This window comes from Rubeoparvulum massiliense (genome assembly GCF_001049895.1).
GTDB classification, from domain to species: domain Bacteria; phylum Bacillota; class Bacilli; order Rubeoparvulales; family Rubeoparvulaceae; genus Rubeoparvulum; species Rubeoparvulum massiliense.
Genome location: NZ_CVPE01000006.1, coordinates 562,717 through 587,236 on the forward strand (window position 1 = coordinate 562,717; position 24,520 = coordinate 587,236).

General features: G+C 42.0%; 25 protein-coding genes, 1 pseudogene and 2 CRISPR repeat arrays. Of the genes and pseudogenes, 6 read left to right on the plus strand and 20 right to left on the minus strand.

Going from position 1 to position 24,520, the window contains the following annotated elements; all coding sequences use genetic code 11:
* Window positions 1-43 precede the first annotated feature (43 nt).
* Complete coding sequence (locus tag BN1691_RS10480; protein ID WP_048602172.1) at window positions 44-724, minus strand: YneB family resolvase-like protein; 681 nt, start codon at window positions 722-724, stop codon at window positions 44-46.
* 61 nt (window positions 725-785) lie between these two features.
* Window positions 786-1,061, minus strand: a complete 276-nt coding sequence (gene yneA / locus BN1691_RS10485) for a cell division suppressor protein YneA (protein ID WP_048602173.1) — start codon at window positions 1,059-1,061, stop codon at window positions 786-788.
* Window positions 1,062-1,206: 145 nt separating this feature from the next.
* Between yneA and lexA the strand changes: the two genes are divergently transcribed.
* Entirely contained in the window at window positions 1,207-1,833 is a 627-nt protein-coding gene (lexA, locus tag BN1691_RS10490) for a transcriptional repressor LexA (protein ID WP_048602174.1), read from the plus strand.
* Window positions 1,834-1,962: 129 nt separating this feature from the next.
* On the opposite strand, the gene BN1691_RS14885 is transcribed toward lexA, so the two are convergent.
* The 13 genes from BN1691_RS14885 to BN1691_RS10550 all read right to left on the minus strand — a co-directional run bounded on the left by BN1691_RS14885 (window position 1,963) and on the right by BN1691_RS10550 (window position 13,516).
* A complete protein-coding gene (locus tag BN1691_RS14885) occupies window positions 1,963-2,094 on the minus strand; it encodes a hypothetical protein (protein ID WP_261795556.1) in 132 nt (43 codons plus the stop codon).
* A 65-nt stretch (window positions 2,095-2,159) separates the two neighbouring features.
* Entirely contained in the window at window positions 2,160-4,013 is a 1,854-nt protein-coding gene (locus BN1691_RS10495) for an ATP-binding protein (RefSeq protein ID WP_048602175.1), read from the minus strand.
* Between the two features lies 1 nt (window position 4,014).
* On the minus strand, window positions 4,015-4,740 hold the full coding sequence (locus tag BN1691_RS10500; protein ID WP_048602176.1) for a response regulator transcription factor: 726 nt from the start codon (window positions 4,738-4,740) through the stop codon (window positions 4,015-4,017).
* Between the two features lie 102 nt (window positions 4,741-4,842).
* Window positions 4,843-6,039, minus strand: coding sequence for a c-type cytochrome biogenesis protein CcsB (gene ccsB, locus BN1691_RS10505; RefSeq protein WP_048602177.1), 1,197 nt, complete (start codon window positions 6,037-6,039; stop codon window positions 4,843-4,845).
* Window positions 6,036-7,679: a cytochrome c biogenesis protein ResB gene (locus BN1691_RS10510; RefSeq protein ID WP_048602178.1), complete on the minus strand. Its 1,644-nt coding sequence runs from the start codon at window positions 7,677-7,679 to the stop codon at window positions 6,036-6,038. Before BN1691_RS10510 ends, ccsB begins: the two co-directional genes overlap by 4 nt.
* Before the next feature lie 16 nt (window positions 7,680-7,695).
* Window positions 7,696-8,214, minus strand: coding sequence for a thiol-disulfide oxidoreductase ResA (gene resA, locus BN1691_RS10515; protein WP_048602179.1), 519 nt, complete (start codon window positions 8,212-8,214; stop codon window positions 7,696-7,698).
* A 106-nt stretch (window positions 8,215-8,320) separates the two neighbouring features.
* Entirely contained in the window at window positions 8,321-9,049 is a 729-nt protein-coding gene (locus tag BN1691_RS10520; RefSeq protein ID WP_048602180.1) for a pseudouridine synthase, read from the minus strand.
* A 72-nt stretch (window positions 9,050-9,121) separates the two neighbouring features.
* Window positions 9,122-9,655: a spore maturation protein gene (locus tag BN1691_RS10525; protein WP_048602181.1), complete on the minus strand. Its 534-nt coding sequence runs from the start codon at window positions 9,653-9,655 to the stop codon at window positions 9,122-9,124.
* Between the two features lie 13 nt (window positions 9,656-9,668).
* Window positions 9,669-10,256, minus strand: a complete 588-nt coding sequence (locus BN1691_RS10530) for a nucleoside recognition domain-containing protein (protein ID WP_048602182.1) — start codon at window positions 10,254-10,256, stop codon at window positions 9,669-9,671.
* The gene (locus BN1691_RS10535; protein ID WP_076850217.1) at window positions 10,253-11,431 is read right to left on the minus strand and encodes a D-alanyl-D-alanine carboxypeptidase family protein; all 1,179 of its coding nucleotides are present in this window, start codon (window positions 11,429-11,431) and stop codon (window positions 10,253-10,255) included. Before BN1691_RS10535 ends, BN1691_RS10530 begins: the two co-directional genes overlap by 4 nt.
* An 80-nt stretch (window positions 11,432-11,511) precedes the next feature.
* Window positions 11,512-12,108 carry an SMC-Scp complex subunit ScpB gene (scpB, locus tag BN1691_RS10540; RefSeq protein ID WP_048602183.1) on the minus strand — a complete coding sequence of 199 codons (597 nt, stop codon included), beginning with the start codon at window positions 12,106-12,108 and terminating at the stop codon, window positions 11,512-11,514.
* Window positions 12,109-12,858, minus strand: a complete 750-nt coding sequence (locus tag BN1691_RS10545; RefSeq protein ID WP_048602184.1) for a segregation and condensation protein A — start codon at window positions 12,856-12,858, stop codon at window positions 12,109-12,111.
* 1 nt (window position 12,859) lies between these two features.
* Complete coding sequence (locus tag BN1691_RS10550; protein WP_048602185.1) at window positions 12,860-13,516, minus strand: site-2 protease family protein; 657 nt, start codon at window positions 13,514-13,516, stop codon at window positions 12,860-12,862.
* Window positions 13,517-13,667: 151 nt separating this feature from the next.
* Here BN1691_RS10550 and BN1691_RS10555 point away from each other — a divergent pair, with 151 nt between their 5' ends.
* From BN1691_RS10555 to BN1691_RS15060, 5 genes and pseudogenes are all read left to right on the plus strand, one after another.
* Window positions 13,668-14,252, plus strand: coding sequence for a YqaA family protein (locus BN1691_RS10555; RefSeq protein WP_048602186.1), 585 nt, complete (start codon window positions 13,668-13,670; stop codon window positions 14,250-14,252).
* A gap of 34 nt (window positions 14,253-14,286) precedes the next feature.
* Window positions 14,287-15,645, plus strand: coding sequence for a TrkH family potassium uptake protein (locus BN1691_RS10560; RefSeq protein ID WP_048602187.1), 1,359 nt, complete (start codon window positions 14,287-14,289; stop codon window positions 15,643-15,645).
* Window positions 15,646-16,016: 371 nt separating this feature from the next.
* Window positions 16,017-16,601, plus strand: coding sequence for a TetR/AcrR family transcriptional regulator (locus BN1691_RS10565; RefSeq protein WP_048602188.1), 585 nt, complete (start codon window positions 16,017-16,019; stop codon window positions 16,599-16,601).
* Window positions 16,601-17,002 carry a DUF5367 family protein gene (locus BN1691_RS10570; protein ID WP_048602189.1) on the plus strand — a complete coding sequence of 134 codons (402 nt, stop codon included), beginning with the start codon at window positions 16,601-16,603 and terminating at the stop codon, window positions 17,000-17,002. Before BN1691_RS10565 ends, BN1691_RS10570 begins: the two co-directional genes overlap by 1 nt.
* A 121-nt stretch (window positions 17,003-17,123) precedes the next feature.
* A pseudogene (locus BN1691_RS15060) lies at window positions 17,124-17,342 on the plus strand (transposase family protein); the annotation flags it as partial.
* Between the two features lie 34 nt (window positions 17,343-17,376).
* Window positions 17,377-17,872: direct repeats of the CRISPR family, unit length 30 nt; unit sequence GTTTCAATTCCTCATAGTTACGATACAAAC.
* 425 nt (window positions 17,873-18,297) lie between these two features.
* On the opposite strand, the gene BN1691_RS10575 reads toward BN1691_RS15060, so the two are convergent.
* From BN1691_RS10575 to cas2, 5 genes are all read right to left on the minus strand, one after another.
* Window positions 18,298-19,863: a hypothetical protein gene (locus tag BN1691_RS10575; RefSeq protein WP_048602190.1), complete on the minus strand. Its 1,566-nt coding sequence runs from the start codon at window positions 19,861-19,863 to the stop codon at window positions 18,298-18,300.
* Window positions 19,860-20,570 carry an ABC transporter ATP-binding protein gene (locus BN1691_RS10580; protein ID WP_048602191.1) on the minus strand — a complete coding sequence of 237 codons (711 nt, stop codon included), beginning with the start codon at window positions 20,568-20,570 and terminating at the stop codon, window positions 19,860-19,862. Before BN1691_RS10580 ends, BN1691_RS10575 begins: the two co-directional genes overlap by 4 nt.
* A gap of 202 nt (window positions 20,571-20,772) precedes the next feature.
* Window positions 20,773-21,396, minus strand: coding sequence for a TetR/AcrR family transcriptional regulator (locus BN1691_RS10585; RefSeq protein ID WP_048602192.1), 624 nt, complete (start codon window positions 21,394-21,396; stop codon window positions 20,773-20,775).
* A 381-nt stretch (window positions 21,397-21,777) separates the two neighbouring features.
* A CRISPR array of direct repeats spans window positions 21,778-23,285; the repeat unit is 30 nt; unit sequence GTTTCAATTCCTCATAGTTACGATACAAAC.
* Between the two features lie 202 nt (window positions 23,286-23,487).
* On the minus strand, window positions 23,488-24,231 hold the full coding sequence (gene cas6, locus BN1691_RS10590; protein ID WP_048602193.1) for a CRISPR-associated endoribonuclease Cas6: 744 nt from the start codon (window positions 24,229-24,231) through the stop codon (window positions 23,488-23,490).
* Between the two features lie 14 nt (window positions 24,232-24,245).
* The gene (gene cas2, locus BN1691_RS10595) at window positions 24,246-24,509 is read right to left on the minus strand and encodes a CRISPR-associated endonuclease Cas2 (RefSeq protein WP_048602194.1); all 264 of its coding nucleotides are present in this window, start codon (window positions 24,507-24,509) and stop codon (window positions 24,246-24,248) included.
* Window positions 24,510-24,520: the final 11 nt, after the last annotated feature.

Here is a 24,520-nt window from a genome sequence, read left to right on the forward strand (position 1 = left end):
ACATATTCCATATGTATTCTTTACGATTTCTACACCATCGATGTTATTCCTCATCGGACTCTGTTGGTTCCCCAGACTCCTTACTAGCAAGGTATTCTTGATAGCGTCGATGAACGGTGGCCTTCGATGCAGGATAACCAAAGCCTCTTAGCGTTGCTGCTATATCTGCGAATGTTAAGTTCATCTGACGAAGCCGAATAATCTCCTCCATAGGTAGGTCGGTCCGTTCCCTTCCTCCCTGTCTTACACGAGGTAGATTTTTCTCAGGTGAATAGCCTAATTCCACCGCCCGCTTCATTCCCTTCGAGATCTTATGATTATGGATCGTACGCTGATATTCCTCCACAGCGGCAAGAATCTGTAATACGAGTCCATCCATCTCATTTAGACGAAGGGGACCTTGATCCTCGATAGAAAAAATCGTGCCATGTAACTTCTGAATCGTACGGATAATTGCAAGCTTCGCATGGCCTCGTCCAATTCTGGTCTCATCGATGACCAATACAATCAGATCGCGATTCGTCTCAACCTGCTCAAAAAGCTGAAGAATTCCTTCACGGGTCACATCGTAACCACTAGCCTGTTCCGTGATCTCTCCCACAACATCAAGGTGATTCAGTTTGGCATATTCCCGCATCTCTGCCATTTGACGCTCCAAACTAGAAACCTGCTCTTCCTTCTCCGTACTTACACGTGCATATAAAATGGCTTGCTGTCTATTCATGCTTGTCTACTCCATCCATATCAATTGGGTGAAACTCCATCTGAAGCTAATCTACTCTATCCTAGGGTAGTGGTACCTTGATCGTCTGTCCAGGGTGAATAATGCCACTATCTAAATGATTAAAATCTGCGATTAGGTAGACGATGTCCATCACATTTTTCTTATGAAACTGATTCGCATCAGAAGCAATCTCCCAGAGTGTATCCCCCTGCTCGATGACCACCTCATAAAAATCTTGCTCCTCTTGAGACGAACTTGCAAAGACCATATTCATCATGAAGACGTAAGAAAATGCCATGATTAATAGAATCACAAATCGACGATTCTTCTTCTTCATTATAACCCCTCCGTACATATGTTCTTATTTATACCTTAACAAGAACATCTGTTCCTGTCAAGAGAAAAAACGAACGAACGTTTGCCTTTATGGTCTTCATTTGGTATACTTAAGCCATGAGAGTACATGGGAAGGAAGTGTAATGATGAAACAACTTTCCAAGCGTCAGCAAGCCATATTTGACTTTATCAAGGACGAAGTTCGGCAGAAGGGTTATCCTCCTTCCGTTCGAGAGATTGGTGAAGCTGTAGGGCTCGCTTCATCCTCTACAGTACATGGCCATCTCGCACGCTTAGAGAAGAAGGGCTTGATCCGTCGTGACCCCACGAAGCCTCGTGCCATTGAGATTTTAGAACAGGATATAAGCAATCAAGTGATTCCTTTTCAGCATGGAATGGTTTCGGTGCCCATCGTTGGTAAAGTAACTGCAGGTCAACCTATTACGGCAGTAGAGAATATTGAAGAGTTCTTTCCCTTACCAGAAAATATGGTGAACGCTGATAATGTGTTTATGCTTGTGGTACAAGGAGAGTCTATGATCGAGGCAGGTATCTATGATGGGGATTATGTCATTGTTCGTCAACAGCATGTTGCTGATAATGGCGATATTGTCGTTGCCATGACAGAAGATGATGAAGCAACGGTTAAACGCTTCTTTAAAGAAGCCTCTTACATACGTCTAGAGCCTGAAAACTCCACAATGGAACCGATCATTTTGCCTAATGTTACGATTTTGGGTAAAGTCATTGGGGTATTTCGTCGCTTTGATTAATTTGCTGTTTTTTTATCTCCTTATCAATATGGTATGTCCTAGTAAAATACTTCATGATAAAAAAAGGGGCTGTCCAGAAAGTCGGTTTTGATTGACTTCCTGGTGCCCCTTTTTTATGACAAGATATCATTAATTCTCTTCATCATCGTACAGTTCTAATTCTTTCATGACGAGAACATATTCATAATATGCCTTCATCGCTCCATAATACTCCTGCAGATACCGATAATAGTCATTCATCTCTTCATAGCGCTCGTTCATGAGAAGCCTCCTTTTCCGTACCATTTGCTTTAGTCTATGCGCTGGCTCGGAAAAGTGTTATTTGCCTATGCTTCTTTATCAACTTTATCTTCTTTAGCAATTGGGAGACGAATAATGAAGGAGGTGCCTTCATTCTCCTGACTATACACTGTGATCTGACCACGGTGACCTTCAACGATATGTTTAACGATGGCCAGCCCGAGGCCAGTTCCGCCCTTCTTACCACGTGTTCTTGCCTTATCTGCCTTATAGAACCGTTCAAAGACAAAGGGTAGATCCTCAAGAGGGATCCCTTGACCTGTATCCTTCACAATGAGAAGAAGCTCCTCATCGACCTCTTTTACGGTAAGTGTAACAGTTCCTCCAGGATTGGTATGACGGAGAGCATTATCAATTAGGTTGGTCAATACCTGTTCCATCCGATCAGGATCCAATTTATACTCCTGATCATGTACATTGGGATCGATATCCTCTTCCAATTGGATCTCTTTGCTTTTGGCCATCCCAGTAAATTTCTTTAATGCACGTTGTGATAAAAGATCTAAACGAACCATCTCTTGATGTAATTGGAGGTGACCTGATTGCATTCGAGCTAGGTCAAGTAGTTCATTAACGAGACGGCCCATCCGTAAGCTTTCATCGTAAATGATTTGCATGATCTCACGTTGCTCTTCAGGTGAGGAAGCCACATGGTCTAAAATCGCTTCGCTATATCCTTGAAGCATGGAGATGGGTGTACGTAATTCATGGGAAACATTTGCGACAAAATCGTTCCTTAACTTATCTAATTTTCTCTCCTCGGTAAGGTCACGCATTACCGCAACCACACCACGTACCTGCGATTGATCATAGAGTGGAGAGAAAACAATGGACCAATCACGACCACGTAACTGAATATCTGAAGTGAGCTGCTCTTCTTTTTGGAGCACTTCATTGAATAGATCCTGTAAGGGTTCTGGTAAATCAAGATAGGTGATCTGTTCCAGATGGGTCGTACCGTTTTTCTGGAGGCTCCATAGCTCTAGTTCACGCATGGCAGGCTTATTGATAAGAACCACCTCACCATGGCGGTTAATGGTCACCACACCATCCACCATACTGTCGATGATGCTGTATACTTGCTCCTTTTCATGCTGCAGTGCTTGAATAGAGTCATCCAATTGTCGAGACATACGGTTGAATGCCTTGGCCAACCGACCAATTTCATCTGTAGTAAGGATGGGAATCTCTTTCTGAGGCCATTTTCCTTCCGCTAATTGGTTGGCGGCATTCCCCATTTGAATCAATGGCTTCGTCACCCTTGATGATAAATAGAGTGCAAAAATCGTTGTCATTATAATACCGAAGGTTGCTGCGTAGATAATAAGTCTTGTGGTATTCCTCTCTGTCTCCTGTAATTCCGTTAAGGATTGCATCATAAACAAAGCCTTTACGCCATCGTGGGAATAGTAGGGATAGCCAACCACAAGCATATCGATAAAATCTTTACTATTATAAGTCCCATCTGTCTCCTTGATGGCTCCTTGCCGTAAAAACGGTTCACGGCTGACGAAGGTTTTACCTGCAAAGACAGAATGTAACTGTGGATGTTGCAAAATTTGCTTTGAATTAATCCCATGCTCTAAGTTCAACGGATGGGATTCAAATTCCACTTCCCCATCAGGGCTAATCACTAAAAGAGACATGTCAAAAGCCTGGACAATATCCATGGCCACCTGATAGGTGACTTCCTCGTGATCATTCATTTCAAGTAATGCTGTAATCCGCTGTGCCATACGAGAAAGGTCATTGGACTGCTTCTCAGTAAAATAAGAGTCAAAGAATTGAACCAATAAAAGACTTAGGATCAAAAGAACGATGGCTACCAGTCCAATAATAGTTGCCCACAGCTTACCAACGACGCTACGCCACAACTTCACCTTATTTCGGCACCTCGAGTTTATACCCAATTCCCCAAATGGTCTTGATCATATTGGCTGCCTCTGGGGAATGACGGTTTAGTTTTTCCCGTAGCCGCTTAATATGCGTATCCACTGTACGTAGATCACCAAAAAACTCGTAGTGCCATACATCCTTCAATAATTGCTCCCGAGTAAAGACCTTATCTGGTGATTGGGCTAAATAATAGAGTAAGTCATACTCTTTTGGAGTAAGGTTAATCTCTACATCGTTGACCAGTACTTGATGGGCATCATGATTGATCGTTAGCTGTGAAAAGACGATTTCCGACTTCGTACTCATCTCTGTATTTAAGAAGGCCGTAGCTGAAGAACGGCGTAGGAGTGCCTTCACACGATAGACTACTTCACGCGGACTGAATGGCTTGATAACATAGTCATCTGTACCCACCTCAAAGCCTTGCACACGATTAGCCTCTTCACCTCTAGCTGTGAGCATGATGATCGGTGTTGATTTTTTTAACCGTAATGCTTCACACACCTCAATGCCATCCATGCCTGGCAACATCAAATCAAGCAGAATAAGATCATAGTCGTTATCCAACGCCATCTGTAGGGCGCTCTCTCCATCCTCTGCTTCATCGATGGCATAGTTTTCTCGTTCTAAATACATACGAAGTAACCGCCGAATACGCTCTTCATCATCTACTACTAAGATCTTCGCTTCTTCGTTTTGCACATTGGACATGGACTTCACCTCATAATATCTGTCATTTCATTAAAGAGCAGATGCCAAATCACCCATCTATCTCTATGGCGTAAGTAGCCTCCACTGTTATAATTATATCGTTTATGCATAGGAATGCAAACCTACGATTACAAGATTTACAAAGACTAAGGTGATCATGACGATAATAAAGCCAAGCACTGCGAGCCAAGCAGATTTCTCGCCTTGCCAGCCCCGAGAGAGGCGTAGATGTAAGTAAACACTATAGAAAAGCCAGGTAATTAAGGCCCAAACCTCCTTAGGATCCCAGCCCCAAAAACGGCCCCATGCTTCATGGGCCCAAATCATGGCAAAGAGGAGGGCACCCAATGTATAGACAGGGAATCCAATGGCGATGGCGCGATAGCTAATCTCATCGACCAGATCTGCATCGGTCTTAAGCATCCATTGTCGCATGACTGCTCCTAAGCGTTTCCGCGCAATGAGCCGGAGAAGAAGATAGAGAATAATCCCGCTGAGAAATGACCAAACAATGGTATTAAATTTCACAGCTGCTTTGACCCCTTGCATCCATGTAGGAATATTGAACCAAGGTTGCATCGCTCCTTCCGTGACCAGAACACCATCATAGGGGCCAGCAAGGGCAGGTTTGTTATAAGTCATCGTTGCCCCGTTCTCCAGTTGAAAATTAGCCTCATAGCCTGTGGCATTAAAATAGAGACCTGTAATAATATAACCAACCAGCATGAATACAATGAGTAGAACCCCTTCTAAGGTACGATTAGAGCGTGTGGGCTTATCCTGCGGAACTTGACTAATCAAATACCAGATTCCTGCTGCGCATCCTACAGCAAATAGCCCTTGTCCTAATGCGGCCGTGCTTACATGGATGGGTAACCAATAGCTTTGTAGCGCTGGTATGAGAACAGGAATCTCTGATGGGAACATGGATGCATAGGCTTGAATAATGATCACCAAAGGAAGAGCAAAGGCTCCTGTAAAAGCTTTACGATAAATGACAAAGATAATGATGAACCCAAGAGCGATACTAAATGATAAAAACGTCATAAACTCAAACATATTACTAACTGGGAAGTGACCACCTGCAATGGTACGAACAATAATATAAAGTAAATGAGAAGCCACAGCGATCACTGTGATCACAAAGCCTATCTTAGCCCATTTGGCTCGTTGCTCTACTCTTTCCTCTTGTTTTTTTCTAGCTGTCACACTTAACAGAAAGCTAAACATGGCAAGCATGTAGAGGAGAAATGAGGTAAAGAGGGCATTATCGCTAAGGCGGATTAAAGTCTCATTCATTCTTGCTTACCTCCTCGTTCAATGTTTAATGGATCAAATGGTAGCTTCGCTTTCGTAAGTAGATCCTCTACTTCCCGACGGAAACCAAACCAATTTTTATTGGTGAAACCTGCTAAATAGATTTGGCCATCCTGTAGCTGTAACCAAATCCGCCGATGCTGCCAGTAAAAGCCCATAATAAGCCCTACCATAACGAGGGTAGCACCAACCACTACGAAGGGAATCCGCTTATCAATTCTAATCTTTAACCCTGTCATCCATTCCACATCCGGCTTATGCTGAGTGATAGCATATCGTGGCGTATCGATCAAACTGATAAAAGGACCGGGTTCATTCGTTACCATGATCACTTCACCCTCAGGTCGGTCAGGTGTGGTCAACTGGAGGATGAAGAGCGGATTATTGGGATATGGGGACACCGTCTTTGGAATCCCATCGGAAATCACATAGTCAGGAAAATATTTTAGTAGTTTAAGCGATACCTGGTCATTCACCTTAATGACCTCTTGTGGATTGTACAAGGAGAGTGAAAACTGGCCGATGGATTGCTCTGTTTCACCATCAAGAATTTCCAGGTTATATGCCTCGATATATTGCTGATAGCTACTTTGATAGATGATGAGATCCTCATATTTTAACGGGTGATTCACCTCAATAGGTTCCTCCATGACGGGCTGTAGCGCCTTCATATCCCCAGGAATCGGTGCATAATAGAGCGTAGCATCGGTCTGATAGGCCTTTGCAATGGTACTCGGATTCACATTAGGTAGTTCTTCTGGAAGTTCATCAGGTTGATAGAATTCCAAGGAAAATTGATTGTTCTGAAGATAGTAATCGGTACCTGGAATCGCTTTGACCTCCCCTTTGCGTAACCACATTCCTTCATCTAAATAGAAGCCAGGAATGACACCGAGCAATACACCAACCAAAAAGATGATCAGACCCACATGATTCACATAAGGACCCCATCGACTAAAACGATTCTTCTCTGCGAGTAAGGCACCCTCATCTTCGCGAATCCGATACCCTTTTTTTCGTAATTGCTCCTTCGCAGCCGTAAGGAGTTCTAACCCTTCTTCTGTAGTAACAGGTGAGGATGCTGCAATTCTTTGACGCTGAAGAAAAAGCACATGGCGCCGTGGTCGCTGCTTATTCAAAGCCTTATAGAGCGGAATCATCCGATCCAGACTACAAATAATCAATGAGATACCAATCATCAGAAGAATGGCTACATACCACCAAGAGTCATATAAGTCATGGAATCCTAAGAAATAGTAAATATCACCGATGACGCCATAGGTTTCACCATAGAAGGTCTCTGCCACTTGCCCTGGCTTGAGATACTGCTCCTGTGGCAAAATCGTTCCAATAATGGAAGCTACTAGTGCGATAATAATGAGATAGACGGCAATCTTCACCGAGGAGAAAAAATTCCAAATGTGATCTACCACAGTTCTTTTATGTACCTGAGACCTACGTGCTCGCCCCTCGTAACGCATCTCCTTACGTAAGAGATCCATGGAGAATTGATCATTCTCCTGTTCCGCTACGAGTGGCTTACCACAAGCTTCACAAAGAATAGTACCCGGTGGATTAAAGTGGCCGCATTCGCATTTCTCGGATGAGCTTTCATGATTCAACTTATACACCTCCAGCTTACGGCTTAATCCTTTCTAAATCTCGCATTACATCATCAACACTGGTATAAACCGTGACCAATTTGTCAATGACGATTCCATCTGAATCTATTAAAAAAGAGGTAGGAATGGGACCGATTTCGTATAATTGTGTCACCGCACGGTGCTCATCATGGAGGATGGGAAACTGCACAGGTACCTGTGTGAGAAACTGTTTGATTTCAAACGGCGTACCCCCAATATGAACACCGACGATGACGATATCTTCATCCTTCATCTGTTGGTATGCTTCATTAAGATAGGGCATCTCTAATTCGCAGGGCTCGCACCACCAGCCCCAAAAATTGAGAAGTACCCCCTTACCTTGTAAATCTTCAATGGAGACCGCTTCCCCATCAATGGTCATCAAGGTAAAAGCAGGAGCAGGCTCCCCTAATGCCACTCCTTTTTCTTTGGCAAAATAAAATTGATAGAAGGTAAATCCAATGGCGATGGTCAGTAAAATGAGTATCAGCGCTCTTGCAGTTTTATTAACCATACCTTCTCTCCTCATTAATAAGGTTTCTATTATCTAAATAGGTTTAACATTCTACCTCCATTATAATTGTTTAATAAATTGTGACCAGTTTTAAAGTGTGAACAAATTATGAACGCGCTTCCAAGAGATTTTTTAACTGTGAAATCTCCGCTGGAGTGAGCTGACGATAGGCTCCTTTTTCCACACCCTCTAAGCTAAGAAAGCCTAGTTTCACACGGGTTAGCTGGAGCACTGGATGACCGATAGCCTTACACATCCGGCGCACCTGACGATTTCGTCCTTCATGAATGGTTAACGATAATAGAGCTTCACTCTTTACCTTGTCCACATGGAGTAGTTCTGCTTGCGCTGGTGCTGTCATTCCATCTTCTAACAGGATGCCACGACGAAGATGCTCTAGCTTCCCTTCTGAGGGTATTCCCTTAACCAATGCATGATAGACCTTGTCCAATTCAAAACGAGGATGCATCACCCGATAGGCCAGATCCCCATCGTTACTAACAAGCAATAGGCCCTCCGTCTCGAAATCCAGCCGTCCAATGGGATAGACACGCTGAGGTACCTGCTGAAAAAATTGAGAGACACATGGGCGCCCCTGAGGATCATCCATGGTTGTTACGACACCGCTTGGTTTATTAAAAAGAAAGGTGACTAGTCTTTCCTGCGTAATAGCTTTGCCATCCACCATGATCTCATCACGGTCTGGATCCACTAGTTCACCCATTTCTAGTACGATTTTTCCATTCAGTTTCACGCGACCCTGCCGGATCATCTCTTCTGCTTTTCTTCTTGATGCAATGCCAGCATGGGCTATCACTTTTTGTAATCGTTCCATCTGTCTCACCTCTCGTATCATCATACATGGAACAAGGATTCAGCACAAGAATAGAGTACCCAGTGGGGTACTCTATCCAAACATCAGCATGGTGATGGTTATCGCAGCGAGGAAACCTGCAAGATCGGCGATTAAGCCAACCTGAAGGGCATAGCGAACATGACGAACGCCCACCGCACCAAAATAGACCGTTAGGATGTATAACGTCGTATCTGTACTACCTTGAATGACGGAAGCCATACGGCCGATCAGTGAATCTGGACCATGTTGGGCGATCAAATCAGTCATCATCGCTAATGACCCAGAGCCAGAGAGAGGTCGAAGGATGGCCAGTGGCAAGACATCGGGAGGAACCTGAAAAAACTGAAGGAGTGGAACGAATGGCATTAAAATCAAATCCATTGCCCCAGATGCCCGAAAGATCTGAATGGCAACCAGCATCCCTACTAAAGGAGGCATGATCTGCACCGCCATGCGAAAGCCTTCCCCTGCTCCCTCAATAAATGTGGAAAAGAGCGGAACCTTCTTCCAATAGCCAAGAAGGAGAATGGTAGAGAGTAGAAGGGGAATGGACCACTGAGAAAGGAGGTTCATTACCTGATTCATTCAAAGCCCTCCTCTATGGACTTCTCCAGTTTTTCCTGCGAAAGTGCCGATCAACGAGGATGGCAACCAGCGTTGAGCATGTGGTGGCAATAATAGCAGGGGCCACAATTTCAGTAGCAGCAAAGGAGCCATATTGGAGACGTACACCAATGACCATAAGCGGCACAAGTGTCAAACTAGCAGTATTGATGGCTACAAGTGTACACATGGCCGGTGAGGCTGTCTCTTTATCCTTATTGAGGGATTGGAGCGCTTCCATCGCCTTGATCCCCATGGGCGTGGCAGCATTACCAAGGCCAAGGAGATTAGCGGTCATATTGGATACGATATAGCCCATGGCTGGATGATTAGCAGGGATGGAGGGAAAGATCCGATGTAGCAAGGGACGCATCCATGCACCAAGCTTCTGAATCATCCCAGCCACCTCTGCGATCTTCATCATCCCTAACCAAAAGATTAAGAAGCCTGCCAAGGTTAAACTCAATGTGACCCCTTGTTGAGCCCCCGCAAATAGCGCTTGATTTACCTCTTCCATCCTTCCATTCACTCCAGCAACTACCACACCGATTACAATCAATAGCATCCAGATTAGATTGATCATCGTTTTCCCCCCACAGTCACAAAAGAAACGCGGAAGAACGAACGCCACCATACATCAACCCAATTCCTCTCTTTCACATCACTGATGCTTGCAGCATCTGTTTCCGCTCCACGCCATACTGGAATTTGCCCAACGCTCCTCCCTTGGAGCTTGATCTGAAGAATGCCCACTTGATCAAAGCTCGCCTCCCTAGTCTTTTGATCAAAGGGAACAAAATGATAGGAGATGGCTCCTTCTTCTTCAGGTAGTAAAGGATAACGAAAGGTAGTGGTTATCTTAGCATCTGCTGGTAAGAGAAAGCCTTGCTCGATGGAAAGCTGAGAGAGATTGGTTTCAGGTTCCACTAAGGTATACATTTGATAGTTGGCAAAGCCATAATCATAAAATGCTGCATGATCCCGCCAGTCATCTCCATCAGCGAGGGTAACCACCCCTAACTGAAGACCATTCCGTTCCGCAGCGGTGATTAAAGTTCGACCTGCTTGCGTCGTAAAACCAGTTTTTACGCCGATGGTTCCATCATAACGGTAGAGCATGCGATTCTTATTAATCCAGACTCGGTTGTATGATTCCCCCTCATAGGGTGCCTCCTTACGTACGGTACCCACAATTTTACGAAAGGTCTCATTCTTCATGGCATAACTGGTCAGAAGTGCCAGATCACGTGCCGTTGAATAGTGATTGGGTGCTTCTAAGCCATGGGGGTTACTTAATTGTGTATCCCGCATTCCTAGCTCACGGGCTTTCTCATTCATCAGGATGGCAAAGCCCTCCACAGAGCCACCGATATGCTCTGCAATGGCTACCGCTGCATCATTTCCTGAGATTAGCATGAGCCCATAGAGCATATCTTCAAGGGTTAAGCTCTCATTCAATCGTAGATAAATGGAGGAGCCCTCCATGCCATAGGCATTCTCACTGGTTGTTACCTTATCCTGAAGATTGCCATGCTCAATAGCAATGATTGCGGTCATCACCTTGGTTACACTAGCGATGCTCCGCTGTTCGTCTACATTATCCTCATAGAGAATCCGACCGCTAGTTAGCTCGAACAAGATCGCTGCTTTTGCAGAATGACTTGGTGGTTCTGGTACGGCCTTTACCTCCAGCATGCTATAACGAAATAGATTAAGAATCAATACCACCATGACCATCCTAAGGATCCGTCCCCACATCATGTTTACCACCCCTTTGCTTGTACATTCCATATATATGCAGCTTGTCTTTGAGTATGAAAAAAAGCACATCCCCCTTTTTAGGAGGATGTGCTTGCTGAATCATCATCTAACATTTGTAATAATCGTGCCTTCTCTTCTTCAAAACGCTCATCATCAAGGATGGTCTCGGGTAGTGGTGGTAAATCCTCCAATCGTGAGAGGCCAAAGTAATCGAGGAACTGACGGCTGGTCCCATAGAGAATGGGTCGCCCACTCCCCTCTTGTCGCCCCACTTCTTCAATCAGTTCCTTGGCAACTAGCGTCTGAATGGCTCGCTCTGATTTCACACCGCGAATCTCTTCGATCTCTGGACGGGTGATGGGCTGACGATAGGCGACGATGGCTAGCGTCTCTAAAGCGGCCTGAGAGAGTGTACTGGTATGGGGCGACTCTGCCAGCTTCTTGAAATACGGATAGTGATCAGGACGCGTCGTCAATTGAAAGGTATGGGCGAGCTGGACGATCTGTAAGCCTCGACCCTCACGATCAAAATCGGCTTGGAGGTCATAGATTAGATCGATAACCATCTCCTCCTCTAGCTCTAAAATATGGGCGAGCTCCTTCGCTTCCATCCCTTCATCCCCACTGACGAAGAGCAAGCCTTCCATCACCGCTTTGATTTCTTGAACTTCCATCTACGCTCTCCCCTCTCTCCAATTGGGATTCAGTTGAATTTCAATATCCGAAAATAAATAGGATTGCTTACATTGAATCTGCTGCAGCTTCATGAGCTCTAAGAGCGAGATAAAGGTAACAACCACATGGGAGCGATAACAACCCTCGGCAAATAATTGGGAAAAGAGGATATGATCTTCTGTGCGAAGCATCTGTAATATTTCTTCGCTCCGTTCCCGCACCGAGATCTCTTCCCGTTGAATCTCCACAACAGGCTCTGGTGCTTCCACCCGCATTAAGACATTGCGAAAAGCCTCAAGTAAGTGATAAACCGTCACATTGGCTACTGGATTCGGTTGCTCCCCATCTACCCATTGAGAAAGATCCATGGGAGGACGTGTGAAAATTTGACTGCGCTCACCTTCACGTTCTTGCAGGAGACGCGCTGCTTCCTTAAATTTTTTATACTCAAGTAAGCGCTGAACTAGCTCATCCCGAGGGTCCCCAGTCTCATCAAGCTCTTCAGCCTGGGAAAGCTCAGGCTTCGGAAGGAGCATCTTACTCTTTATGGCAAGTAATGTAGCTGCCATGACCAGAAACTCACTGGTCACATCCAATTGTAGATCCCGCATCTGCTCTAAGGACTCAAGATATTGTGCCGTGATTTGGGCAATGGGGATATCGTAGATATCCACTTCGGCTTTTTCAATGAGATGGAGGAGTAAGTCTAATGGACCTTCAAATGCTGATAACTTCACAACGACAGCCATTCTACATGCCTCCTAACTTCATCACAAAATCCATCACCCACAGTAGTGGCCGCCCCAGTAAAAACTCCCGTAGCGGATCGATGAAGACGATGAGTAACAGGATGAATGGTCCATATTGCTGATAGTGCTGTAATTTCCAATCATAACGTAGTGGTAATAAGCTATGTAACACCTTTGAACCATCAAGGGGAGCGACAGGCAACATATTAAATACGAAGAGTGCTGTATTGATCATAATGGAATACCAGACAATGTATGTGAATAAAGCTTGTATTGAATGATCGCCATAGGTTATGATCCACGTGCTCATAGATGTTTGCGAAAAAATAATGGCAAAGAGGATAGCCAGGATCAGATTGGAGATGGGACCTGCAAGGGAAACCAGGAGGATGCCTCGGCGGATATTACCGCGAAATCGACTGGGATTGGTTGGTACAGGCTTCGCCCAACCGAAAGGGCCAAAAAGGATCATCAACAACCCCAAGGGATCCACATGGGCAATGGGGTTCAAGGTCAATCGACCCGCCATCAAGGCAGTGCGATCACCAAGACGTGTTGCTACAAACGCATGAGCCCATTCATGAATGGTGAAGGCAAGCGTAAAGGCTACAACACGAAATAATAAGGATTCAAGATCAAAATGAAAGAAGGATGACATCGTTTCACCTGTTTCCAATTAAAAGATATCAAGCTATAATAAGTAGAAACCTGTTGACGATTATACCATATCCCACACCTGTCAACCAGTTCACTTCTTACTATCATTGTAAGAATCTAAATCTGTGGAATATTTTCAAAGGAGATTACTAATGCTAACCGATATGATTGATTCAATTACCAACTGGCTTGTTGATGTAGGCTCATGGGGATTATTTATCATCGCCTTCATGGAGTCTTCTTTCTTCCCCATTCCTCCCGATGTATTTCAGATCGCCCTCTCCTTACTTCATATGGAGAAGGCTCTCTGGTACGGTTTGGTGGTAACCATCGGTAGTGTGCTCGGCAGTATTTTGGGCTTCTATATTGGGAAATGGGCTGGCCGTCCCTTACTTCATCGCTTCTTTAAGGAAGCCACAGTCAACCGTGTTGAGGAATTGTTCCAGAAGTATGGTGCCGTAGCCATCCTGATTGCAGCGGTTACACCCATTCCCTATAAGGTCTTTACTATCGCTGCAGGAGTATTTGAGATCCGTCTTTTCTCCTTACTTTTCTGGTCCGCTATCGGGCGGGGTGCACGCTTCATGTTTAGTGGTGTCATGATCTATTACTTTGGACAAGCGGGAATCGACTTTATTAAAGCCAATATGGATTGGGTCTCCATCCTTATCGCTTTAGTGCTGGTCGTTATTTATATCGTCTACATCATTGTGAAACGGAAACGCAGTGTTTCATAACTACATATTCTTCAAAGGGAAGAGGGTTATTTTTATGCGTGACATCCGTGGTAAAATCCGATTTTCATCCTACCAAGTCATCGTAATAAGCTATTTTGTGGCAACAATCTTAGGTACCCTGCTCTTGAAACTTCCCTTCGCCATTGAATCAGGCATCCACCTCTCTTGGTTGGATGCATTATTTACTTCCATGAGTGCCATTAGTGTAACAGGACTCACCACCGTCACCATTGCTGATACCTTTACCCCATTTGGCGTGCTAATCATCATGGTTCTTATTCAATTCGGAGGGATCGGCTTGATGACGCTGGGCACCTTCATCTGGTTACTCCTCGGTGAGAAGATCGGGCTCAGAGAGCGCAAATTGATGATGATCGACCATAATCGGAATGATCTAGCTGGGTTAGTACGAGTAATGCGGTTTGTCCTTTTCTTCTCTCTGACCATTGAATTGGTGGCTGGACTCATCTTCGGCACATATCTCTGGTTGAAAAACCCCTATGAGGCATGGTATGGCGCCTACTTTCATGGGATTTTCCATGGAATCTCTGCCTTTACCAATACAGGCTTTGATATCTTTGGGAATAGCTCCTTAATTAATTTTCGAAGTGATTCCTTCTTTACAGCCCTGACCATGCTCTTAATTGTCATGGGTGGACTCGGCTTTCCAGTCTTATTAGAGCTGAAGGCGTATCTCACTTCAGAGCATCGTCATCATTTCCGTTTCTCATTATATACGAAGGTAACTACCCTCGTCTTTACTACCATTATGATTATCGGTGCAATAAGCATCTTTTTATTAGAACGAACTCACATCTTCGCAGACGTAAGCAGTTGGAAGGCACTCTATGATTCCTTATTCTATTCTGTCACAGCGCGTAACGCAGGGTTCTCTATCAGTGATGTCTCTCAGTTCTCCACGTCGACACTCTTTTTCCTATCCATCCTCATGTTTATTGGAGCTAGCCCTTCTAGTGTCGGCGGTGGGATTCGTACCACTACACTCTTTGTGATCCTCCTAACGATCTTACAATATGCTCGTGGTGAGCGGGAGATCAATATCTTTGGACGGCGCATCGCCCATGATGATATCATCAAGAGCTTTGTCGTCTTCGCTACTGCCATCATTCTTACTGGTACCATGATCATTCTGGTGGATAGCATCGAGCTTCATCAGCATTCCCTCGTAGAGGTGATCTTTGAAGTGACCTCCGCCTTTGGTACCACCGGCTTAAGCATGGGAATTACGGCTGAACTAGCCCCATTGAGCAAGATTCTGCTCATCATCACCATGTTCATCGGACGGATCGGTATCGTCTCCTTCCTCCTCTTCTTCGCCCACGAGAAGCCCCGTTCTTATCATTATCCAGAGGAGCGGTTGATTATAGGGTGAGGAAAATGCTGTTAAAAACGAATAAGAGAAGTGGTATTATGCCCTTAAATAACGGGGCGTATTTACAGTGAATCAATAAAAGTGTTTATGAAATCATTTTTTTACCCATAATATTTCAGAATAATTACCCCGTCTTTGCTACCATCCTGTTTAGCTATATGCTTTCTTATTTAATCACGATACTCTATCTTTTTTCCTTTTCCGATCTTCGGAATATATAGTGGAAATACTGTTTGAATAACTCAATAACACTTTAACAACACATCATAATATTTGGTGGAATAGGGATTTTAATGAGAAAATGATTGTAATATTTTTTCTATATGTTAATATATAGTTAGTTAGTCAAATAACTAAATGGCGGTGAAAAAATGGCAAAACCAAATGTGATAAGTAAGGGCGATTTAATTAAATGTGCAAAAAAGTGTTTGGTTGATAAAGGTATTGAAAAATTCACATTAAGAGCAGTGGCTGAAACGGCAGGAGTTACACAAGGTACAATCTATTACCATTTTAGAACGAAGGAACAGTTGTTAGTCGATATTGTGCAAGATATTTGTGAATCAAGTTGGCACGAAATATCTCAAAGTAATGAAGCTGTGATTGAGCAAGCTCTTGCATCTGCTAAAAGTCGTTGTTCATATGATTCGTATTTTCATAAATTATTTTTCTCATTAGTTGCTTCAAGTTTTAATAATGAAAAAATCAAAGGTAAACTTAGCGAAATTATTATGATAGAAAACAAGGCTCTAACTGGTAATTTAACTAAATTGTGGACAGAATCACCGATAGAAGGAGTTTCACTTGAGACATGGGGAATTTTCTTAAATGCTCTTGTTGACGGATTGGCATTACAGGCATTATTACAAAAAGATTTTCCAATTGAAAAAACATACAAGGAATTTGAGCAATTCGTTAGCGCCCTTAATAATTTGAAAAGTAAGGTGAGCGAATAATGAAAGGTTATTTATTCACGGCAATATGGGGTGTTTTAGTGTGGTTCTTTGCCACATTATTTTTTAGGCTTTTTGGGGAATACGTTCTCTTCAGTCCAGTTACAAATGAGTTTGTTTTCAGCATTTTCTTATTATTAGTTGGAACAGCAGTTTTACTGTGGGGTGTTACATATATGTATTTATTATTCGATAAAACAAACAATGCACCATTAAAGTTCGGGGTAATTGGTACTATTATTGGTTTAGCGTTGGACACATTTTCTATATCTAATCACCATATGGTTTTTCCAAAATTAGATGAATCACAGGTTATTGCTTTTACAACATGGATGTCTTTTGCATATGCGTTATATTTATTTATACCTTTAATGTTTAATCGAAAACAGGGTCAGAGTAATTAGCTAATCGCGTTCTTATTCAAGTAAAAGGACATTGAGGAAATATGGATTCATAAGAGAAAAATTCTAACACAATTTTTGCAACATTCAAAATTCAAACGTTATCTAAGAAAGGCTAAATAACCTGAACGGCTTATTATTTCTACCCGACTTTATAGTAACAGAACCACCACAAGAAAATGAAATCGATATGATGCTTAAAGTGGAAATTGTCAATCCACCAGCATACTGTCCTGAATGTCTCTTTGGCACATTATACAAACCTGGTTCACAAAAGTAATTAATTATGGATCTGCCCATTCATTCAAAGCGCGTAGGCTTACAATTGAATCGAAGACGTTTTTTATTAGATTAGAATGAACTGATAGATAAGTAGGATTTGAGTACCTTATAGTTACGATACAAACTAAAGCAAATCGGTCTGGGATTCTCGATTCTACTTGAGTTTCAATTCCTCATAGTTACGATACAAACCACGATGCACTCACCTGGTATTTGACCGCCATCTCCTGTTTCAATTTCTCATAGTTACGATACAAACTAGACAAACCAGAAGTCTCAGCCCCTATGATCACGTGTTTCAATTCCTCATAGTTACGATACAAACAAAATATACGAGTATCTTGTACAAGTAGATTAGGAAGTTTCAATTCCTCATAGTTACGATACAAACGATGGCCGTTGCGAGAAATGTGGACAGCCCTTAGATAGTTTCAATTCCTCATAGTTACGATACAAACAAGGGACACCACACAAGGTATACCAGTTTTTGAAAGAGTTTCAATTCCTCATAGTTACGATACAAACTGTATCCTTATCCAAAAAACTGTATCGTTTTTTTCCGTTTCAATTCCTCATAGTTACGATACAAACCCATAAAAGCCCTGATAAATCAAGATTCTCCTCAAATACAATATAGTCAATCTTCCCTTTGCAAGCAACCTAGATATAATAACAAAAATGCGCTACACCTTGTTACGCTTGGTTTTTTCTAAATTATAATTAAAAATTCAATGTCGTCGATCTCTAGGGTTTACTACGCTACTCCCGATCGACGACATGGTGTCAAATAATCTTTAGTTTCATATTAAAGTAGAATGTACGCTAATTTCCTTACTTTGTGGGATAAATCATCAGCAAACATATCATTGATGCTTATGCTCTTGTAACCATTGATATCGATGTAAGAAATTTATTGCTCTTCTTCTTTATTATTACGAAAAACTTATTTTCAATCATATCCATATCAGCTTCCCCTTGAGCCTTAGTCATTCTTATTACCAGACTTAATAATCCGTTTAGAAAAAATTGGCTGTGCAGACCTTGTGATATAAGCGACCTGCTATAATAAGAAGAATTACAGAAGAAACCCAAAGCGTTGGCATGAGTGGGAAAGCTAGAAACCAATTGAGCATTACTGGAACAGCTACAGCAATCATACAGAGTAGACTAGATGCAATGACAGGGATGCTCTGTTTGACAACCATCATTTCATTGTCCCATTCATAATTGGGGTACCTTAGGTTCAAGAAAATGCCAATCACTATGGTAAAGAGTGAATAGGCTATTGGTACGAATAGCAAGCTTATCATCTGCCATGCTTCCATTTTTATGCGTGCTGTTATTGACAGAACGGCAATGATATAGGCGAAACCATGTAAAGTGAGATTGACGGCAAGTTTACTGTTCAAAATGGTTTTCACTGATACTGGGGAGCTTTGCAAAATCCAGATGTTTTTTCCTTCTAAAGAAATGGAGGATGCAGCTGGGTTGCTCAATGACAGCAACATACTAACCATAATTGGCGCATACTGCCCAAGAAATCTGTTCATATCCTCCATGCCAGTATATTCGCCCAATTCTTCAGGAGATATAAGAAGCAATAAGATGCTGAAAACACACAACATAACTACACCAAGCCCAGTGTTCAATACATACATATATGAACTGAAAAAGCGTCCCCACTCTTTTTGATATAACGCTTGAAGGCTTGAGCGCTGTTTTAGACTTTCTTTCCTTCTGACAGTGTGTTGTACGCTGGAAGTGACGAAAAAATTGATTCGGCCATACTTCGCTCCGATTACTTTGATAAAAATGAAAAAGGTGATTGTAGATATAATGATAAAGCTGCCCATACTAATCAGCATATGCTGATTCGCATTTGAAAGAAACCATTTTGATAAAGGGTACATACTGCTTATTTGCCCTGCGAGCATTGAACCAAGATTGCCAGGCTCATGTCCCGATTGCATGCTAGAGAATCCAAAATATCCAACCATTCCGAGGGCTACGAACGAGAATATCAAAGAGAATAGGGTCTTCTTTTTGAACCTTGATGAAACAACAACGATCAGCACTCCTATCACCGCCGCAATCGACATGGGAATAAGGGGAACAAAGAATACGGCGATGAAATAGAGAAGCAGATGTGGAATATTCAGTGGAGAGTTTAGTATCCAAACAATTCCCCCTGGCACCATAAAGACAAAAGAAATAACAAGGTTTAGGAGATACATAAACAAAAACTTACTACTGATAATGTCGCTAGCCTTAATCGGAAGCGCGGATAGCATATCATAATCCTTGCTACCAAAGAGAATGCCATTGGAGCGGAACATGGTCAGAAGTAAGATGAGGAAGCTGGATATGGCAACCATATAGGCTGGAATTAGCTTCTCCTCTCCCATCTGAACCAATGTAGTTGCAGTCAGTATGTTATAAGTACAAAGGAACAGTACCATTGTCAAAACGCCCAATCCGACAATGACAGCCGTATTCCTTTTCTTGCTCTCTGGTTCTAATATCTCATTGGCGGAAAAATAATTAAGTAATTGCGTCCTCAACAAGAGTCCTGTTATACTCATGCTTCCTGCACCTCCATAAAGAATGCTTCCAAGGAGCGATTCCCTTTCACATTCTCTGTAAGCCCACTAGCGATCAGCTTCCCTTCCTTGATAATCGCAATCTTATTGCAAAGCTTTTCTGCAACATCAAGAATATGAGTGGAAAAAAAGATCGCTCCTCCGCTAGACACACATTCTTGCATAATCTGTTTCAGCGTAAAAGCACCTTTCGGATCAAGTCCGACAAAAGGTTCGTCCAATATTAAGAGCTTTGGAGAATGCGTCATGGCTGCAATAATTGCGGTCCGTTGCTTCATACCATGCGAGTAGGAAGAAATGATATGACGCAGGCTAGGGGTCATTTCAAAAAGATCTCCATATTTCTGAATTCTCGATTTCCGCTCAGAAGTTGAGACATCATACAGATCAGCAATAAAGTTGATGTATTGATACCCCGTTAGGTGTTCGTATAAGTCGGGATTATCAGGGATATAGGCGAGCAAGGATTTACAAGCGATCGGCTCCTTTTTGATGGAATGACCATCAATGAAAATTTCTCCACCTTCAAAGTCATGGATTCCAACTACTGCTTTGATCGTTGATGTTTTTCCAGAACCGTTTGCTCCGATAAAGCCAAAAATATCGCCAGCCTTGATCGAAATACTTAGATTGTCAACCGCCTTTTTTGTACCGTTGTAAACTTTCGTAAGGTTTTTTATTTCTAACATCCATACTCCTCCTTTACTGACATAATGTCAGTTAAATAGTATAAAAATTACGATAGTCCAGACTATCGTCTAAAACATTTCATGAACAATTCTCCACCCATGCTAACACTTAGAAGTGGGAGACTTCTTTCCGATGTTCAGCTGAATTGACAAGTTGTCAGTTTAAGAGATAAGAATACACAATGACATGCTGTTCATTGGTTTATCTATTCGTAAAAATTGGTGTTTCTACACCTAATACACGTTCCAATAATTCCTTATAAGCGGTTACATATTGAATAAGTTGTTCAATTTCCATAGGCAAAGCCTTAACATCATTGGCTACAAAGACATAGCCTGTCATTAAAAAGGCTGCTGTTTCCAGTGGATATGTTACATGAAAAACACCTTCTGCAATACCTTGCTCAATGATATGCGAAAAGTAAGATGTAACCATATTGGAGAATCTATGTGAGAAGCGATCCATCATGTAGTGATTCTGTTCAAGGTCAACATTCTTTTGCAACTCAATCATTTCTTTTGTAATGGTATCCGGTGAAATCATTGTAGCATCAATGAAAGAACGAACTTTTTCAAGTGCAGATTTCTCTTCGTCATATGAAATGGCTGATAAACGACGGAGCAAAGGTTCTGAATATTTTTCAACTAAGCAGTATAGAATATCCTCCTTGTTTTCGAAATGGTAATAGAGTAAACCACGAGATATTTTTACTTCATCAATAATATCCTGTGTTGTCGTGTTCAAAAAACCTTTTTCTGCAAACAATCGGAGTGCTGCTTCCATAATTTCTGCTCTGCGAACCTCCGGATCTTTCACATCACGCATACGATCTCCCCTCCTAATAAGGAGCATATCGTTTAACTGACAGATTGTCAATTCATTTCATTATTACCTGCTCCCTATGAAATAGATGCTTTCAGTGTGAGAGTGAGAGGAAGCACTCTATCTTGGAAGTCATAGCTTCAAGCGCAACCTGATCTTAAAGTGTTAAAGACCTGACCCTGGAGTGTTCACTTTTCAATGTCACAAGATAACGCCACAAGTAATTCCTGCTTATCCGGCGTCTCATGCAATACGATTATTAAAATTTTGTTTGTTGTAAAGAGGATGAGATTGCCAGATATTGTACTACTATTGTTGCAAAGTAAGCTTCATAGTTACGATACAAACAGCAATTTCACCTATGAACAAGCTAAAGACAATTCTGTTTCAATTCCTCATAATTACGATACAAACTTCAACTTCCTTACTCCCCACACTGCGGAAAATACACCGTTTCAATTCCTCATAGTTACGATACAAACTTTTTCGGGGGGGGATCGGTAAAACAGAAGTTGCTATGTTTCAATTCCTCATAGTTACGATACAAACACAATTAATCCAATGGACAAGGCACATTTAATAGCTTGTTTCAATTCCTCATAGTTACGATACAAACCATCACAGTAGCCACATACAGCAGATACGATACGACTTGTTTCAATTCCTCATAGTTACGATACAAACTTCTGACCGGGGGGGTGGTCAATTTCTGACCATGAAGTTTCAATTCCTCATAGTTACGATACAAACCGCTTCCGCTTCCGCCCATGACCTTATGGGAGGTCAGTTTCAATTCCTCATAGTTACGATACAAACCAATGGGCATGGTCCCATAGGTCTCCTTCCCCAACTTGTTTCAATTCCTCATAGTTACGATACAAACATGTTTTTGGATATGGTATTGGATATGCTACCTCTAGTTTCAATTCCTCATAGTTACGATACAAACGCTGCAAGGACGGTTGCAATACTTGGATAGTTATATGTTTCAATTCCTCATAGTTACGATACAAACTTACTTTGTGCCCCGGTTGGTGTCTCCACCGTAACACCGTTTCAATTCCTCATAGTTACGATACAAACCTCGATTTTCATTCATTACTCACCCCCTTTCCCACCGGTTTCAATTCCTCATAGTTACGATACAAACTGATATAGACGACTCCCTTGTTAGGGAGCGAAAAGCGAGGTTTCAATTCCTCATAGTTACGATACAAACCAAAATACGATGTGGAGTTAGGCAGTATCGTAGTTCTGTTTCAATTCCTCATAGTTACGATACAAACGTTCTTCCTTGACGAGCGCGTTCGCGCTTAGCTCTGTGTTTCAATTCCTCATAGTTACGATACAAACCGTTTATGCAATCGCAGACATACCCTTCACCATCCCTAGTTTCAATTCCTCATAGTTACGATACAAACTCAGAAGAGTTCATTCGAACAAAGGTAGAAATGCTGGAAGAGTTTCAATTCCTCATAGTTACGATACAAACGCTTCCGAACCATCCTTTTTCCATGCTTTTTGCGATGTTTCAATTCCTCATAGTTACGATACAAACGGCACCAGAAAATTCTTTGGAGGTGCAAGCTAATGTGTTTCAATTCCTCATAGTTACGATACAAACTTGATTTGGTACGGTGTTAGGTGGGTTCTTCGATTTGCGTTTCAATTCCTCATAGTTACGATACAAACAGGTTTGTCTATTCATATACCGTTTATCAGTGAATAGGTTTCAATTCCTCATAGTTACGATACAAACGCTTCTAGTAGATTTTCTCCACTCTTGATGAGCCAACGTTTCAATTCCTCATAGTTACGATACAAACTCATCGTTGGCGATAAGGATCAAGTACTTGCAGAGGGTTTCAATTCCTCATAGTTACGATACAAACCCATGAAAAACCCTAATAAATCAACATTCTCTTCAAATACAATATAGTCAATTCTTCCTTTGAAAGCAACCCAACGCGAAATACATAATCATGCTAACCCTTGATATGCTTGGTTTTATCTCGATTTTACTAATAAAATACAATGTCGTCGATCTCCGGGGTTTACTACGCTACTCCCGATCGACGACAAGGTGAAAAGGTATTAAAGAATCTCAAACATACCGAATCCTTGAGGGTTTTTAGCACCTATCCCCACATCATATAAGAATTGTAATGTATCGAATGAACTCTCAATCGTATACTGCCCCATCCAGCCTGTTAAATACAAATTCTTATACTTTGTTACAACACGATCCTTCATGGTCACCTTCTGTGGTGTGATTTTCATTCTCCCATCAGGTTGGCGATGGTAATAGGCCATATATTTTTTATAAAAATTCTGTTCAATCATATCTGAAAAGTGACTATCAAAAGGTGAGATAAATTGAGTCTTCTGAACACCTTCTACATTCTCAAAGGTACTATAGATGGTTAAAGGTGACAGCATTCTAATTTCGTATTTGTCTTGTTCCAACGCCGTTAGCTGACTCGTCGCTACTTCCTCAATAATGATAGGCTGACCCCATAGCTGAAGATTTTGTCCTAATACAAAGCGATTGGATAAGTCTTCAATCAGTTCATTAACTACACAAGAGATCGATAGCTCCACACGCTCTAAAAATTGAATCTGTTTCTCCTTTTTTAAAATGCGATAGGAACCTTCTAAACGACTAAAGGTAAAGAGTTTATAAACCCGTTTTTCATAAACAAAACCAATCTCATGCAAAAAATGTGCTAAATCAAAATCCTGAATTGAACGATAAAAGAACCCTTGAACAATTTCGTGATAATGAATTGGCAATGTGAGTTGACCATGTTGTGGTCGAAAAGTGATCTTTAAACGCATTCTCCACATCCTCTTCAAAGAATATTATCTTCTCCACCTTTTCTCAGACCCATTTCAATCCGATCTGAATATTTCTTCGTCCGAAAGGTATAGATAATCACAGAATCATATTCTGGATCCATCAGATTTTCTAGCTCCATTTTTAATTTAACATAATTGGCTTGTGAGATTTCACCCTCAAGTACTGAGTTCTGTACCCAGTATAAATACTTCCTAGCAATTTTCAAAGCTTTAGCAACACGTTTCTGCTCAAAATCATAGACCAAAATAACGAACATCGCTCTCCCCT

Coding starts and splice junctions, on each gene's coding strand:
- BN1691_RS14885 (WP_261795556.1), bottom strand. CDS start 2,094: ATGAACGAGCGCTATGAAGAGATGAATGACTATTATCGGTATCTGCAG.
- ccsB (WP_048602177.1), bottom strand. CDS start 6,039: ATGAATGAGACTTTAATCCGCCTTAGCGATAATGCCCTCTTTACCTCA.
- BN1691_RS10555 (WP_048602186.1), top strand. CDS start 13,668: ATGCTAACCGATATGATTGATTCAATTACCAACTGGCTTGTTGATGTA.
- scpB (WP_048602183.1), bottom strand. CDS start 12,108: ATGGAAGTTCAAGAAATCAAAGCGGTGATGGAAGGCTTGCTCTTCGTC.
- BN1691_RS10545 (WP_048602184.1), bottom strand. CDS start 12,858: ATGGCTGTCGTTGTGAAGTTATCAGCATTTGAAGGTCCATTAGACTTA.
- BN1691_RS10585 (WP_048602192.1), bottom strand. CDS start 21,396: ATGCGTGATGTGAAAGATCCGGAGGTTCGCAGAGCAGAAATTATGGAA.
- cas2 (WP_048602194.1), bottom strand. CDS start 24,509: ATGTTCGTTATTTTGGTCTATGATTTTGAGCAGAAACGTGTTGCTAAA.
- BN1691_RS10575 (WP_048602190.1), bottom strand. CDS start 19,863: ATGAGTATAACAGGACTCTTGTTGAGGACGCAATTACTTAATTATTTT.
- BN1691_RS10500 (WP_048602176.1), bottom strand. CDS start 4,740: ATGTCCAATGTGCAAAACGAAGAAGCGAAGATCTTAGTAGTAGATGAT.
- resA (WP_048602179.1), bottom strand. CDS start 8,214: ATGGTTAATAAAACTGCAAGAGCGCTGATACTCATTTTACTGACCATC.
- BN1691_RS10480 (WP_048602172.1), bottom strand. CDS start 724: ATGAATAGACAGCAAGCCATTTTATATGCACGTGTAAGTACGGAGAAG.
- BN1691_RS10525 (WP_048602181.1), bottom strand. CDS start 9,655: ATGAATCAGGTAATGAACCTCCTTTCTCAGTGGTCCATTCCCCTTCTA.
- BN1691_RS10580 (WP_048602191.1), bottom strand. CDS start 20,570: ATGTTAGAAATAAAAAACCTTACGAAAGTTTACAACGGTACAAAAAAG.
- yneA (WP_048602173.1), bottom strand. CDS start 1,061: ATGAAGAAGAAGAATCGTCGATTTGTGATTCTATTAATCATGGCATTT.
- BN1691_RS10570 (WP_048602189.1), top strand. CDS start 16,601: ATGAAAGGTTATTTATTCACGGCAATATGGGGTGTTTTAGTGTGGTTC.
- BN1691_RS10535 (WP_076850217.1), bottom strand. CDS start 11,431: ATGTGGGGACGGATCCTTAGGATGGTCATGGTGGTATTGATTCTTAAT.
- BN1691_RS10565 (WP_048602188.1), top strand. CDS start 16,017: ATGGCAAAACCAAATGTGATAAGTAAGGGCGATTTAATTAAATGTGCA.
- cas6 (WP_048602193.1), bottom strand. CDS start 24,231: ATGCGTTTAAAGATCACTTTTCGACCACAACATGGTCAACTCACATTG.
- BN1691_RS10550 (WP_048602185.1), bottom strand. CDS start 13,516: ATGTCATCCTTCTTTCATTTTGATCTTGAATCCTTATTATTTCGTGTT.
- BN1691_RS10530 (WP_048602182.1), bottom strand. CDS start 10,256: ATGATCAATCTAATCTGGATGCTATTGATTGTAATCGGTGTGGTAGTT.
- lexA (WP_048602174.1), top strand. CDS start 1,207: ATGAAACAACTTTCCAAGCGTCAGCAAGCCATATTTGACTTTATCAAG.
- BN1691_RS10560 (WP_048602187.1), top strand. CDS start 14,287: ATGCGTGACATCCGTGGTAAAATCCGATTTTCATCCTACCAAGTCATC.
- BN1691_RS10520 (WP_048602180.1), bottom strand. CDS start 9,049: ATGGAACGATTACAAAAAGTGATAGCCCATGCTGGCATTGCATCAAGA.